Annotated in this window: 9 protein-coding genes and 2 tRNA genes; 9 read left to right on the forward strand and 2 right to left on the reverse strand. The window is 30.7% G+C overall.

Annotation, left to right across the window (positions count from 1 at the left end):
• Positions 1–27: 27 nt before the first annotated feature.
• Entirely contained in the window at positions 28–1203 is a 1176-nt protein-coding gene (locus H0I23_RS03590; RefSeq protein ID WP_216785098.1) for an acetyl-CoA C-acyltransferase, read from the reverse strand.
• Positions 1204–1410: 207 nt separating this feature from the next.
• Here H0I23_RS03590 and H0I23_RS03595 point away from each other — a divergent pair, with 207 nt between their 5' ends.
• From H0I23_RS03595 to H0I23_RS03620, 6 genes are all read left to right on the forward strand, one after another.
• Positions 1411–3462 carry an HD family phosphohydrolase gene (locus tag H0I23_RS03595; protein ID WP_216785099.1) on the forward strand — a complete coding sequence of 684 codons (2052 nt, stop codon included), beginning with the start codon at positions 1411–1413 and terminating at the stop codon, positions 3460–3462.
• 100 nt (positions 3463–3562) lie between these two features.
• Positions 3563–3650: transfer RNA gene (locus tag H0I23_RS03600), tRNA-Ser, on the forward strand.
• A 31-nt stretch (positions 3651–3681) separates the two neighbouring features.
• A tRNA-Pro gene (locus tag H0I23_RS03605) sits at positions 3682–3756 on the forward strand.
• Between the two features lie 393 nt (positions 3757–4149).
• Positions 4150–6039, forward strand: coding sequence for a hypothetical protein (locus H0I23_RS03610; RefSeq protein WP_216785100.1), 1890 nt, complete (start codon positions 4150–4152; stop codon positions 6037–6039).
• 188 nt (positions 6040–6227) lie between these two features.
• A complete protein-coding gene (locus H0I23_RS03615) occupies positions 6228–7337 on the forward strand; it encodes a formylglycine-generating enzyme family protein (protein ID WP_216785101.1) in 1110 nt (369 codons plus the stop codon).
• A gap of 145 nt (positions 7338–7482) precedes the next feature.
• Complete coding sequence (locus tag H0I23_RS03620) at positions 7483–8460, forward strand: bile acid:sodium symporter family protein (RefSeq protein WP_216785102.1); 978 nt, start codon at positions 7483–7485, stop codon at positions 8458–8460.
• An 80-nt stretch (positions 8461–8540) separates the two neighbouring features.
• Here the strand turns inward: H0I23_RS03620 and H0I23_RS03625 are convergent, their stop codons facing one another.
• The gene (locus tag H0I23_RS03625; RefSeq protein ID WP_216785103.1) at positions 8541–9677 is read right to left on the reverse strand and encodes a response regulator; all 1137 of its coding nucleotides are present in this window, start codon (positions 9675–9677) and stop codon (positions 8541–8543) included.
• A gap of 279 nt (positions 9678–9956) precedes the next feature.
• Between H0I23_RS03625 and H0I23_RS03630 the strand changes: the two genes are divergently transcribed.
• Genes H0I23_RS03630 through H0I23_RS03640 form a run of 3 tightly spaced genes read left to right on the forward strand, consistent with a single transcriptional unit; the run spans position 9957 to position 15823 of the window.
• Positions 9957–13046 carry a hypothetical protein gene (locus H0I23_RS03630; protein WP_216785104.1) on the forward strand — a complete coding sequence of 1030 codons (3090 nt, stop codon included), beginning with the start codon at positions 9957–9959 and terminating at the stop codon, positions 13044–13046.
• Position 13047: 1 nt separating this feature from the next.
• Positions 13048–14280: a hypothetical protein gene (locus tag H0I23_RS03635; RefSeq protein WP_216785105.1), complete on the forward strand. Its 1233-nt coding sequence runs from the start codon at positions 13048–13050 to the stop codon at positions 14278–14280.
• Positions 14270–15823 carry a glycoside hydrolase family 2 TIM barrel-domain containing protein gene (locus H0I23_RS03640; protein ID WP_216785106.1) on the forward strand — a complete coding sequence of 518 codons (1554 nt, stop codon included), beginning with the start codon at positions 14270–14272 and terminating at the stop codon, positions 15821–15823. The genes H0I23_RS03635 and H0I23_RS03640 overlap by 11 nt, the downstream gene beginning before the upstream one ends.
• The last annotated feature ends 53 nt before the right edge of the window (positions 15824–15876 follow it).

The raw sequence follows: 15876 nt of genomic DNA on the forward strand, positions 1-15876 counted from the left end.
GCTTTACAGTTTAGAGTTTAAATAATATTAATTTTTTTCTATTACAATTGCTGATGCTCCACCGCCACCATTACATATAGCTGCAGCACCAAGTTTGCCCTTTTTTTGATCCAATACATTAATGAGGGTAACAAGTATTCTTGCACCAGAACAACCAAGTGGGTGACCTAAAGAAACTGCACCTCCATTTACATTTACATTAGAATCATTTAAACCTAATATTTTCATGTTAGCAAGTCCTACAACAGAGAAAGCTTCATTAAATTCGAAATAATCAATATTGTCTAGCGTTAAATTAGCTTTGTCTAAAGCCTTTGGAAGTGCTTTGGCTGGTGCTGTAGTAAACCATTCAGGTTCATGAGCAGCATCAGCATAACTAACAATAGTAGCTAATGGTTTTAAGTTCAATTCTTTAGCTTTTTCTTCACTCATTAAAACTAAAGCAGCAGCTCCATCATTAATGGTAGATGCATTTGCAGCAGTCACTGTACCATCTTTAGAAAAGGCAGGTCTTAATGCAGGTATTTTTTCTATTTTAACATTCTTAAATTCCTCATCTTCAGAAACCAAGATAGGCTCTCCTCTTCGTTGAGGTACTTCTACAGGAACTATTTCATTAGAAAAAGAACCACTAGCCCAAGCTTCTGATGATCTTGTGTACGATTGTATTGCGTAATTATCTTGGTCTTCTCTTGAAAACTCATATTTAGTAGCGCATGCATCGGCACATACTCCCATCGCATTATTGTCGTAAGCATCAACCAAACCATCTCTTTGCATACCATCTATAAGTGAAGTAGGTCCAAATTTTTGACCATTTCTCAAATGAACATAATGTGGAATTAGAGACATATTCTCCATACCACCAGCTACAACAATAGAAGCGTCGCCTAATGCAATAGCTTGTGCAGCTTGCATAACCGCTTTCATGCCTGAAGCGCAAACTTTATTAATTGTTGTTGATGGTACTGTATTTGGTAACCCAGCTAGTATAGCAGCTTGCCTAGCGGGAGCTTGACCTGTGCCAGCTTGTACAACATTACCCATGATAACTTCATCAACCAAATTAACATCTAAGTTTATTTTATTAAGAGCACCTTTTATAGCGATTGCACCTAATTTAGGAGCAGGAACACTCGAAAGACTCCCCATAAAACTACCTATCGGCGTTCTAACTGCAGAAACGATAACTACTTTTTTCATAAACATGATTTAATTTAGTATTGCGAAATTAATAAATTTAAGTGCAACGAGGTGAAAAGCTTATAAATAATCTTTTTACAATAGCTACTTTTTTTAATAAGGTGAATTATTATTGTTAAGATTAATTTATTGCAATATGCTGTATTACTATATTTAAAACTCTATCATAAACTAATATTTTCTATTTTTGATACTATATAAAAGCACATGAGCGCATTTTTAGATAATTTATATAAAAATCAATCTACAGTATATAAATATTTCATTTATATAATATCTATTGTATTAATTGTTTTCTTTTTCCCGAAAGGGGGGAAGTTTAAATACGAATTCCAAAAAGGGAAGCCTTGGCAATACGATAATTATTATGCTCCCTTTGATTTTTCAATAAAAAAAACAGATCAAGAAATTGAAAAAGAAAAACAAGTAGTTAAGGAAAATCAGATACTTTACTTTAATTACGATACTAAAATTACTCAAGCAGTATATGAAGATTTAAGAACTGAAGTTAATCAAGTTTTTAAAAATGTAGAGTCAGATAACCCTAAGTCTTTAGATTACCTTTATAATGCAGGAAAAGATATCTTAGATGAATTATATGCCAAAGGTGTTGTTTTAGATGAGTCAACTAAGCTGTCAAAAAATATTATTAATCTTATTAAAAACAATGAAGAAGAAAAAATAAGCTCAAATCAACTTTATAGTAAGCAAGAAGTAAAAGATGTTGTATCGAGTGTTATAAAAAAGAAAAAATTAGATAGTTATAGTAGGCAATTTCAACAATTATTTGGAGATATAGTAGAGCCTAATGTTTTTTATGATTCAGGCTTATCTACAAAAGTATTAGACGATGAGCTTTCTAAGCTGTCATATACTCGTGGTACTATAGATCAGGGAAAACTTATTATCGCTAAAGGAGAAATTGTAGAAGCGGATAATTATAAAGTTTTAAACTCTATTAAAAGTGAGTATGAATCTGAGTTGTGGGCTTCAAATAATTATTACTACATACTTTGTGGGTACGCAGTTTTGGTGGCTTTAGTATTAATGATGTTATTCCTTTTTCTAAAAAAATACAGAAGAGATATTTTTGATAATAATACTAAAGTTACATTTATATTTTTCAATATAATTTTTATGGTGTTTATTACCACCATGGTGGTAAAGTATGATGATGGTTATGTTTTTGTAGTTCCGTTATGTATACTACCCCTTATTTTAAAAACATTTTTTGACGCAAGGTTAGGCTTGTTTGTACATGTACTTGCTGTGCTTATATTAGGCTTTGTTGTACCTAACAGCTTTGAATATATATTTCTTCAAATAATAACCGGTATCATTACTATTTTAACGGTTTCTGAATTATATAAGCGTGTAAATTTATTTATATCTGTAGGTCAAATTACATTAATATATATAGTAGGTTATTTTGCTTTCCATATTATACATGAAGGCGATTTGGATGATGTTGAGTGGTTTTTATTCGGTTTGTTTTTATTAAATGGAATGATAACATTATTCGTTCAACCATTAATTTATATTTACGAAAAATTATTCGGTTTAGTATCAGATGTATCCTTGTTAGAATTGTCTGACACAAATTCTAAGCTATTAAAAGAGCTCTCTAACAAAGCTCCAGGTACATTTCATCATTCTTTACAAGTAGCAAATTTAGCAGAAGCAGCCGCTAATGAAATAGGTGCTAATGCAATGTTGGTTAGGGTAGGAGCTTTGTATCATGATATTGGAAAAATGAATAACCCAACCTATTTTACTGAAAATCAAATTACAAACGTAAACCCACATGATGAACTAGAGCCGATTGATAGTGCTCGAATAATTATAAATCATGTAATTGACGGAATTGAGATAGCAAGAAAAAATAACTTACCAGATAGAATAATCGATTTTATAAGAGTACACCATGGTACTTCGTTAGTTTATTATTTTTATAAAAAACAGCAAGAAATAAGTGAAAATGTAGATGAACAAGATTTTAGATATCCTGGGCCAATTCCTTTTTCAAAAGAAACAGCAATTTTAATGATTGCAGATTCTATTGAAGCAGCTTCAAAGAGTCTTAAAAACCCAACTTTTTTAATTATTGATGAGTTCGTTAATAAAATTATAGCGGGCCAAATGAAAGGCAATCAGTTCTTAAATGCAAACATAACTTTTAAAGAAATTGAATCAATTAAGAAGATTTTGAAACAAAAACTGATTAATATTTATCACCTAAGAGTCGAGTATCCAGAGTAGTATCAATAAAGTGAAAAAAAACTCAAAAAATAGTTGCGTTATAGCTTGTTAAAAATTACATTTGCAACCGCAATTTTATTCAAATAGAATTGCAGTTATTGGAGAGGTGCCTGAGTGGCCGAAAGGAACGGTTTGCTAAATCGTCGTACATCAAAAGTGTACCCAGGGTTCGAATCCCTGTCTCTCCGCAAAGCTTTTTATAAAAGCTAGATAACCACTCGGGGTGTAGCGTAGCCCGGTTATCGCGCCGCGTTTGGGACGCGGAGGTCGCAGGTTCGAATCCTGCCACCCCGACTACATTTTAAAAGCCTGCTAATGTAAATTAGCAGGCTTTTTGTTTTTAATCGTTTTATAAAAAACGTATAGAAAGTATATTCACTTTTTTCTCATAATTAACACTCAGTATTATATTGTATTGAACATGTAATTCGTATATGATAATTCTTTTAAGGAGCTATTTATTATAAGGAGAACAGCAAGTAGTCAGCAAGTTTATGTAATGATAAACTGCATAATTTTGCAATTATTTTTTTGTAGGAAACAACAATATTTTACCGATTTACAGTGAAAAATATTCTGCTTACAACATTAAAAATTTACTTTTCATAAAAACTTTCTAGTTTAGATTAGTTTTAAAAAGGCTACTAGGGCTTTTATTAAAACACGAATTTTAAAATATAATTTAAATTGAGGTATACAGCAGCTATAATAGTATTTTTAATTTTCCCGGTTACCTTTTTTACTTTTTTTTTTGATCCAGTTACTCCTAATAACTTAAATTTTTATAATTACAAAAATTCGAACACATCGAGTCAAATCAATTATTATAAACCTATCGAAGATAGCGATGGTGATGGTATTACTGATGATATTGATGAAGATGATGATAATGACGGTATACCTGATCTTTATGAAGATGGATGTGAGATAAATACAGCATTTGGTACTCCTCCATCAAGTTTAATATCTACTAATTATATTACTTCTATTTATACTAATTATAGCGGCTTTTGGTCTTCATCTGTTGGCTCAATTAACCCGACAGCTTATGATAATGTATCAGAACTTTTGGCTTTTGAAGTAGGTACTGAAACATATGCTACAGGTGTTGGATCAAGTAATATGATTGATACTAATAGTAATGGCCGCTATGACGCTATGGATACAGATGGAAATGGTGTTGGAAATATTACCGTTGAAGAGACTTTATGGACAGCACTTAGACCAGTAACAAAAATTAAATCAGGAGTGCGTTTAGAAGGTAGAGCTATAGATGGGAGTAATGCGAATGCATTGGGGCCACAACTTACATCAGGTGGTATACCGTTTAACCCATACCTATACCAAGGGGAAAGAGGTTTAGATATGGGATATGCAATTGCCAATATAGATAATGTATGGTATTTTCGTTTAGGAGGTTCAAATACACCTGCATATGGCGATGGAGAAATGGATATTTTATTAACTCAAGGGGCATTGTTAGGCAGTGGAGCAAATTACAATAGATTACACTTACTTGATGAGGATGGTAATTACCTGGGTAATGGAGTTGAAGTAAATTGGAATAACGCACCAATAGTAGGTACTTCAAATGTAGATCAGTATAATGCAAATGATAGTAGAAGTGGTGTTAATTCTAAAAAAAATATTCGTCTTGCAGCTGTTGAATTATCAGAATTTGGATTGACTCCTGAAGAAAGAGAGAGAGCTATAATATTTCGTCTTGAAATTTCGGCTAATGCAGATCCTATATTTTTTGTTGTTAATGATGAGAGTTTTATTACTAATTGCACTCCACAAGATACTGATGGTGATGGAATACAAAATAGCTTAGATTTAGATAGTGATAATGATGGTATTTATGATGCTATAGAAGCTGGTCATGGACAAGCACTTGTAGATGGTAAATTAACAGGCTCGGTAGGTACCGATGGTATACCAGATATTGTACAAGCTGTATCTCAATACGATAATGGAACTATAAATTATGAAATTAAAGATTCTGATAATGACAACATACTTGATTATTTATCACCTGATAGTGATTCAGATGGATGTAATGATGTTATTGAAGCAGGATTTTTAGATGCAGATAATGATGATTATCTAGGGACATCACCAGTTATGATTGATTCTTGGGGAGTAGTTACCGGTCAAGGAGGTTACGCAAACCCTAGGGATGGTGATGGTAACATGACACCAGATTATCAAGAAGCAAGTTCTTCTCCTAATATATCACAAGCTCCTGAGGATACTATTATTTTTGATGGTACTTCTGGTACTATTTCTGTAATAGCATCAAGTACTACTAAATATCAATGGCAAATAAGTACAGATGATGGAGCAACTTTTTCTAATATAATAGATTATGCTAGCTATACTGGTATAGAAACTGATACTTTAACGATAAATAATGTAAACAAATCTTTTGAAGGATTCTTATTTAGAGTATTGTTATCAAATGAGAGTTATGCATGCTCTACACTTGTAACGTCTGAAGCTGTACTTTTAAACATAAGAGTAAAATCAGTAATCACTAACAGAAAAATAACATATAGAATTTACAAGCATATTTAATTTTTTAAAGTTTTCAAATTTTGTAATGCTGTTATTTGTTCATTTTCCAATAGTAGATTTTTCAAATCAACTTTTTTTAGGTTTTAATATAAAATGGTCCATATTTAACAATAAAAGCATGGTTTCTAAGTAATAAAAGTTATAGTTTTAGCTATTGATGTAGAACAATACTAAAATTTTTTATTTGAATGAGAGTACTCAAATTATCAACTATTTATCCATATGTTTTTTTAGCTTTATTTTTTATAAATTGTAAAAATTCAAATAAAGAAAAATCAATTGATACACCTAAAAAAGAATCAATACAGGAAATTTTAATAGATAAACCAAATAATATAAAAATCCCAGCAGGAATGGTTTGGGTAAAAGGAAAAACTTTTATACAAGGGGCAAAAGAAGGTGATGAATATGCCATGCATAGAGAAAAGCCTAGCCATCAAGTTAGTGTTGATGGTTTTTTTATGGATATAACCGAGGTAACCAATAAGCAATTTAAAGCATTTGTTGAAGCGGAAAAATATATAACAGTAGCTGAACGAGAAATTGATTGGGAAGAAATAAAAACACAGTTACCTGCGGGTACGCCAAAACCTCATGATTCTATTTTACAACCAGGCAGTTTAGTTTTTAATAAAAAAATAAACAAAATAGCATCGATGGAGAATTATACCCAATGGTGGACTTGGAAAATAGGTGCTAATTGGAGACATCCTGAAGGGCCAAATAGTACAATTGAAGGTAAAGAAGATTACCCTGTTGTTCATATATCTTATGAAGATGCTATAGCATATTGTAAATGGTCAAATAGAAGGTTGCCTACAGAGTCAGAGTGGGAATCAGCAGCTCAAGGTACTTTAAATAATAATATTTATACTTGGGGTAATACGCCTGAGCTTTTAAATGATAATGCAAATACTTGGCAAGGTGTTTTTCCTATTAAAAATGAATCAGTAGATGGATTTGCATTAATAGCTCCTGTAAAATCATATCCATCAAATTCTATTGGTATATATGATATGTTAGGTAATGTATGGGAGATAACAGGTGACTGGTTTAATGTGGATTATTATAAAAATTTAGATGTAACTAAGGTTTTAAAAAACCCTAAGGGAGCTGATAAAGCATATAGCCCTAGTAACCCTTACGAACAAGAATATATTATAAAAGGAGGTTCTTTTTTATGTCATGCATCCTATTGCGCTAGTTTTAGAATTTCTGCAAAAATGGGCATGAGTCCAGATTCGGGTTCGGATCATACAGGATTTAGAACAATAGCTACTATAAAAATGCTAGAGTAAGTATAAAATAAAACTATTTAAGACTTTAAAAAACTAAAAAGGAGATGAATTTAATTAATTTTAATAGTCAAAATTTAGTAAATATTTTATCCTTTTTGTTTAGCAATATTGTTACTTCGCGTTTTATCTATAGTTGAAAAACATCATGAAAATAAAGATTGATAAATTCGTTTTATCTATTATATTAGTAATAATAATAGCTTATTTTTTTCCTCAATGGGGTGGGCCACAAAGCAAGATACCTATAGATACTATTAGTACGGTAGGAATTTCTTTAATATTCTTTTTTTATGGAATAAAATTAGGGCCAGAGAAATTAAAGGCAGGTATTAAAAACTGGAAGTTACACCTACTAGTACAAAGTACTACTTTTTTTATTTTCCCTCTACTCGTATTGTTATTTAGACCATTTTTGCAAAACGAAGCGCAAGAAACAATTTGGTTAGGTTTTTTCTTTTTAGCTGCGTTACCATCTACAGTATCATCGTCAGTAGTTATGGTATCAATGGCAAAAGGTAATATACCAGGGGCTATTTTTAATGCCAGTATTTCGGGTATTATTGGTATTGCTATTACACCACTTTGGATGGGGTTTTTTATTAATGATGCACATACCGATTTTGATTTTACAGAAATCTATATTAAGCTAATAGCTCAAATAGTTTTGCCTGTAGTGGTAGGGCTTATACTGCAACAGTATTTGAATACTTTTGCTCAAAAGTATAGTAGTAAACTTACACTTTTTGATAAATCAATTATCTTACTGATAATTTATAAAAGTTTTTCAGAATCTTTTATTAAAAATATTTTTGGTTCAGTTTCAATCTTAGATTTATTTTTATTGTTTATTGGAGCATTATTTTTATTCTCTATAGTATTTATCTTAACAGGGGTAATTGCTAAAAAAATAAGTTTAAATAAAGAAGATCAAATTACAGCTCAATTTTGTGGCACAAAAAAATCTTTAGTACATGGTACCGTATTTTCTAAAATTATATTCGGGAATATGGGAGCTATTGGTATTATATTGTTACCATTAATGTTATTTCATGCTACCCAAATTTTAATCATAACAGTAATAGCAAGTAGTTTAGCTAAAAGGAAAATTGATGAAAATTTATAATAAATAAAGCCTTATCATAATAATGATAAGGCTTTTTAACAACTACAATTTTAAAATGTATGGAACTACAATTTAATTTTTTAATTATAATGCACAGCAATTTTTGCTAATTGCCCAACAATTTTTACAGAATCTTTCATTGACAGTTTTGAACCATCAGCATGAATCCATCTTTTTAAAGGTTGTTCACAAATAATTTGTAATACTTTTTCTCTACCGTAATGCTTACGCATTCTCATAAAAATTTCAACATCAAATAACCAACGTGTAATAAATTTTTTATCGAAAACTAATTCGGCGATTTCTTTATCCATTATTTTAGCTCCACATTGTGTATCATTAAAGGGCATTTTTAATATAGATCTAATAATGAGGTTTATAGTTTTGCTTATAAGAGCTCGAGCAGATTCTTTAGTAATATTAGCACCCATTCTACTCATTCTAGAACCACTTACAATTTTAAAGTCTGATTTTTCTATGGTTCTAACTAAATCATCAAAATCTCTAAAATCAGTAGATAAATCGGCATCTAAGTAGCCTATGTAATCTAATTGAGGGTCTTTAGCTATATGTAAAACACCTTGCCTAACAGCTTCAGCTTTTCCTCCGTTTTTTTCACAATTAAAAATACTAATTTTCGTTTCATTTCCTTTTCTAAGTTCTTCTAAAACTTCTAGAGTTTTATCAGTACTACCGTCATTAACAAAACATAAATGATAGCCTAAGTTATTATGTACAAAATCTTTAAATTCTTTACCAGAGAGTCGATCTTGTTCATTATAACAAGGTATTACAACACCAACGCAGTATTCTTGTAGCATTTGGCCATCTGAATTACTTTTTTCAGTATTAATAGCTGGTTTACCTATAATTCTTTTTACTCTAGCAGCTACCTCGTTAAGGCTTACCGGCTTTTTCATATAATCATCTATACCTAAATCAAAACCATTTACAATAATTTTTTCATCGGTATTACCTGACATTACCATTATAGGAGTAGTAGATTTTTGTTCAATTCTAATATGCTTTACAACATCTAAACCAGACATGCCCGGCATGTTAATGTCTACAATAACTAAATCAGGTTTAAAATCTTTAAAAATTTCTATACCTATATTACCTGAATCAGCAGTTTTTACATCATATCCTAATTCTATTAGTCTTTTTTCTAATGATAGTAGAATTAATTGTTGATCATCAATGGCTAAGATTTTCATGGGATAGCTTGGTTTTTTTTATTTTTTCTTAATAAATTTATAACTGAAGTTTTATAATTTCATTTTATATTAGTTTAATTATAAATAAGTGTAGGTCTTAATACCTTATTTGTAGTTAATTAAATCATTTATTCTCCTTATTTTAGATGTAATTTCCTACAAATTAAAAAGTAAATAACTATTTTATAACGCTTATTTTTGTTTCTTGTTGTATAACCTTATTAAATTTTATATTTTATATCTTTGGTATTGTTGTATTTTCTTACTTGAAATTTCTAAATGAAGAAAAAAACCAATACACTTTTAATATTAGCTTTAATTGTAGGACTTGCTTTTCACGGTTCTGCAATTTTCTTCACATTAGAATCTACGTATGATGCCTTAATACATTTGTTTTTCGCAGATCATTATGCAAACTCATGGTTTGACCCTTGGGAATATAGGTGGTATACAGGTTTTACAGTTCAATCTTACCCGCCATTAGTACATCAAGTTATAGGTATACTCTCTTATATTGGTGGGTTAAAATTTGGAATGTATACGGTAGCATTGTTGGCTATTGTGCTATTTATAACCGGTGTTTATCGATATACCTTATTAATGACAGGCAGTAGGAGAATTGCAGGTTATGGTGCCGTCTTAGCTGTATTTTCCTCCACATTTGTAGAAACGCTTCATATTTTTGGACAATTACCAAGTATTACAGCACTTTCAATTCTTTTGCACTCCATGACAGAAATATACTTATGGATCAAGACAGGAAAGATTAGGTATTTTTTGACGAGTGTGACTATGCTTGCAGTTACGGTAACTTCACACCATGTAACACCTATTTTTGGAATGGTATTTTTTATAGCTCCTTTGATAGGTATGGCTGTAATGGATGCTTCTCGTGAGCGTGTAAATTCCTATAAAGAACTCACCTTTAAAATATTTTGGAATACCACATTAAAACACTTTTGGCGGATTGTCAAGTTTGGTGGTACCAGTCTTTTTTTAATCGTTTTCTGTATTTTTCCATATTGGTATAATTCTAAAAGAAATCCAATAACGCAAGTAGCAATTCCGCATGGCTCGCGTGATAATTTTTTAGAAATTACATCATCAGGTTTAGTTTTTTTTATAATTCCATGGGGTATTTTTCTTTTTGTATTGCCTTACTTTTTTTATAGATACTTTAGTAAGAGGTATATTTTCTTCGGGTTATCTTTTGCTTTATTAACTATATTAGGTACAGGTGGTACAACACCAATACCTTTAATGATGTTGGGAGAAACTGCTTTTAATATTCTTACATTAGATAGGTTTACTTTATGGGCAACTATAATGGCCTTACCAATTTTTGCAGAGTTTGCCTATAGAATGGTAGAGGGCGATTTAAAAGTGCTCGTACAAGAAAAATTTGGAGAGGTTTACCATCGAGTTTTAGGAGGTTTGGTGGCAGGTGGAATGTTATTTATGGTACTCTTTACAATGACATTAGGATACTTTAGGCCGTCGCAACCTGCTAAAATAAATATACTACCTATCGTAAATTTTTTAGGAGCAGATTCACACGATTCGTGGCGGTATTTACCTTTGGGGTTTGGTGATCAAATGGCTTGGCTATCTGCACAAACAACGGCTATGACAGTAGATGGTAATTACCATTCTGCTAGACGTTTACCAGAATTAACCACTAGAGCTATTGAACGCATTGAAAATTCTAAATTCAGAGGAGTAGAAGGTATTGGTTCTTTACAGCAATTTTTAACTGTACCAGAGAAATATAATTTAAAGTATATATTTTCTAATGATAAATTCTATGACCCTATATTATACTATTGTGGTTGGCAGCGTTTGCAGCAATTAGAAAATGGAATTATGGTGTGGGAAAAATTAAATGTACCGCCTATACCACAGATTATTCCAAAGGAAGACGTGCCTACCATTATGAAAATAATGTGGGGGATAATACCATTAACGACAGTGCTGTTAGCATTTATTATAAATATACAGCTTATTTGGGTACGCCTTTTAAAATCTAAAAAAATTGAACCTCCATCTTTTATGAAGTTGGAATTGCCTTATAAAAATTTTTCATATAAACTTTTAATATTCTCGCATTTTTGGGCTTTCATTGTCTTAGTATGCTTAGGGTACGGTATTTATTTGTTTTACATGAAAAATGTAGCTCAAATCTCTGCAAATAATGTGGTAGAGGCATACTATGATGCTTTAGATTTTAAAGAATTTAATAGAGCGCATTCTTATTTGGACCCTGATAGTAATATTGATATTGCTCAATACATGTTAGAGGTTTCCGTAACCGATGGTATTTTAAGTTCGTATGCTAAAATGGATTCTTTGTATATAGAAATTTATGATGAAACTAAAACTAGTGCAAAGGCGAAAGTTAATACAACATGGATTACACCATTAGAAAATTTGTATAGTAGTAGTTTTCATCATCTGGTAAAAAGAAAAAGTAAATGGTATTTAAAACCCACTAAATCGGATAATGATATTCCTCCAGATCAGCTATTTACTGCAAATGGTACAACATTTTATAATCATGGTAGAAGAAAAATCACAACACAACAAACTTATCATGAAGATGTTTTAAAGCAACCTGTTTTGGAAATATTAAGTGCTAAATTGGTCAAGAATAGGGGGCAGTTTAGTATTATTGGTGAAATACAGAATGTAGATAATGTGCCTGCCGATGTAGTTATAAAAGCAACTCTTTATAATGATTTAAATAAAGAATTAGCAAACTATAATGCAAAATATCATATGAAGCATAAGTTAATGCCTAAAGAAACTACAGCTTTTAAAATAAATTTCGAAGGAATAGCTTGGTCATCTACAAAAGATACTTTACCACCTACTTTTGATCCAGATCAATTTACACCAATGAATTTTGAAGATCAACCTACAAAATTTAATATACAATCAGCCGGTAATGTAGCAAATACAGATTTATATAAAGGTGTAGCTTTACAAGGTTTAGAATATACAGAACAGGGTTTTAATGGCGTGCTTTTTAACTCTGGCGTTCAAGAAGTAACTATACCTCAATTAATTATATCATATTATGATAAAAAGCATGAGTTAGTGTGGGTTGACCACTCATTTATACCAGAAGGTGTACGTATTCAACGAAAGCAATTTTTTAATTATAAACCACAAAAATTAGATAGTTTAAAGGTTATTAAAAGTGATTTAACCAACTGTTTTGTAAATGGTTTACCTAATGCTGCGATAGCTGATAAAATTTTTCCGGATAGAAATTTTTCTCATGGACCTAGTCAAACTCAGCCATTTTCAGGTATTGGCTTTGAGTATATTAAATTTGAAATTAATAGTTATATCGGAAACCCTAAATAGTATGCATAAATTGGTATACATAGTAATCTGTTTTATTTTTTTAGCGTGCTCTTCAAAGAAAGAAGAGCCTCTGAATATTATAGTCATAAAAGCTGAATTATTGCTTAAAAACAAAAAATATAATGCAGGCGATTCCATCATTATTCCTTTTAAGATAAATAATCAATCAGCAGAGGTTAAGTTGCATATTAAAAATGCTTTTGGAACTCTTTTATTAAATCCAGAAATTAAAAATGAAAAAATTATTTTTTCATTACCGACCAATTTTTCAAGAAAATCAGGTTTTTGCCACTGGAAGTTACTAGAAAAAGGTCAAACAATTTTAAAAGGTAAAATTGAGATTAGTCCTAATGTAGAGAAAGGAACAAACATGGAAACTTATTTTGGTCCAAGAAGTATAACTGCTGGTTATAAAGATTATTCAATGCTAGTTATATCTCCGACAGACATTTTCGATAATACCGTAATTAAAGGCACTGAAGTTATTATAAAATCACAATTTCAAAAATTAATAAATGAATATAAAGTTGAAACTACTGATTTGATGGCTTGGTATAATGTTCGATCGACTACAAAAGCAGGTAGAATATTAGTAACATCTGAATGTAACGAAAGAACATCAAAAGAACTTACTACAATAGTTTTTCCATCAAACTCAACAAATTTTAAAATTAAAGCTTTTCAAGACCATGATTACGCTGATGGTAATCAAATCTTAAAATTAAAATCTGATATTATAAAAGATGAGTTTGGTAACATTGTTAGTGATGGAACGTTAGTGACTTTTATAATTGAGAACGATAAAAAGTTTCGTTTATATACCGTTGGTACAACAATATCAGGAGTAGTAGAGGCACGAACTCTACACCCTTCAGAAGCGGCAAATTGGAATGTACAAGCTTTTATTACAGGTGCGTCAGAAAGTAACGTTATAGATGTTGATTTTAGAACAGCAATAACCGATTTCCAAATTTATTTTTCTAAGCATAACAGAAACATAGATATAGGACCAATAGAAAGTTTCATGAAACAGCTTGTACCCGACGGTATTCTGGTGCAACTAGATATTTATACAGAAAACGGAGAATTTATTGAAACAAAAAAAACTACAACTAAAGAGGGGGTTAGTTCAATTTTTCTTAGTCCAGAATATTTAGATGATGGTACTTATAGGCTAGTAATTAAAGCAGCAGGTATTACGAAAGAATTTACAAAACAAATAAATGGCACTTAAATTAAATAAAACACTCTATAGAACTGTAATTATTACAACTTTCGTTGCTATGAATGCACTTATTATTTCAGGTATAGGTTCAGCTTGGGTATTTTTAAATACCGGTGCCGACAGAACATCTATGCTGCATTTAGAAGTACCTATGGATGAAGTTTATAGGCCTGAAATTCATTGGTCTAATTTAGAAAACCCAGGTAGACCTATAGAAGAACAGACATTAGGAGAAATCACTAATGATTATTTAAATGCATGGCATGTACGCAATATTGCCTTTAAGAAAAATGATTATTACGGAATAGAAGATTTTTATACAGATAGTGCTCGGGTACGTTTATATGATAATATAGATCTTAACATTAAAAACAATAACTGGTATAAACGTACAACTTTAAAACATAATGGAGATATAGATTTTTATAGTACGGATGGTACTATGGTAGTATTTAAAGATCATAATGTAGAAGAATATCAAGAAATATATACAGGAGAAAGTTTATTACATAAAGAAAAAGATACTACAAGCTACCACGTAATGATGCTTTTAGAAGATGGTTTTTGGAGAATACGACACTTAAATGAAATTGAAAATTATATTGATACAGTAAAAATAGCAGATAGAAATATAAACTTAACATTAGAAAAAATAAAAAACCTAAAGGGAATAAATTATTATCCTAAGGATTCCCCCTGGGACACTTTTGGTAAAAAATTTAATGATTCAGTAATCGATAAAGATTTTAAGATTATAAAAAAAATGGGCTTAAATAGTATTCGAATTTTTGTTCAATATGAAGATTTCGGTAAGAGTTTGGTAAAAGATGAAAAAGTACAATTACTCAAAATAGTATTAGACCTAGCTGAAAAAAATGAATTAGAAGTTCTAATAACATTATTTGATTTTTATGGTGATTACGATGTTTCAAATTGGACACTAACGAATAGGCATGCAGAAGTTATAGTAAAAACTTTTAGAAACCACCCTGCATTATTAGGTTGGGATTTAAAAAATGAACCTGATTTAGATTTTGAATCGAGAGGTCGTGAACGTGTATTAGGTTGGCTTAAACAAATGATGGAGAATATAAAGAGATGGGACAGAAATCATCCGGTAACTATAGGATGGTCTTCACCAGAAACAGCTGTAGAATTAGCTAATCAAGTCGATTTTATATCTTATCATTATTATAGAGAAGCTAGTAAATTTAAAGACGCATATACTGTTTTAGAAAATAGAGTGCCAGACAATAAGCCTAAACTCTTACAAGAGTATGGAGTTTCATCTTATAAAGGACTTTGGAATTTGTATATGGGAGCTAATGAGCAAGAACAGTTCGAGTATTATAAAGAAATGCAAGAAGTACTTTATCAAGAAAAAATACCTTTTATGTTTTGGACTTTGTATGACTTTGAAAAAGTACCAAAAGCAGTTGCAGGCAATTTACCTTGGAAGTCAAAAAAGCAACATTTTTTTGGCTGTTTAGATTCACTAGGAAATCAAAAACCATCATTTAAAATTTTATCAAATATAAAGGGCAGTAACTAAAATTAGTACTACCCTTTATTCACACAACCACTAACCAATCTTTAATATCGTTT

It is taken from the genome of Cellulophaga sp. HaHaR_3_176, assembly GCF_019021925.1.
Classification (GTDB): Bacteria; Bacteroidota; Bacteroidia; order Flavobacteriales; family Flavobacteriaceae; genus Cellulophaga.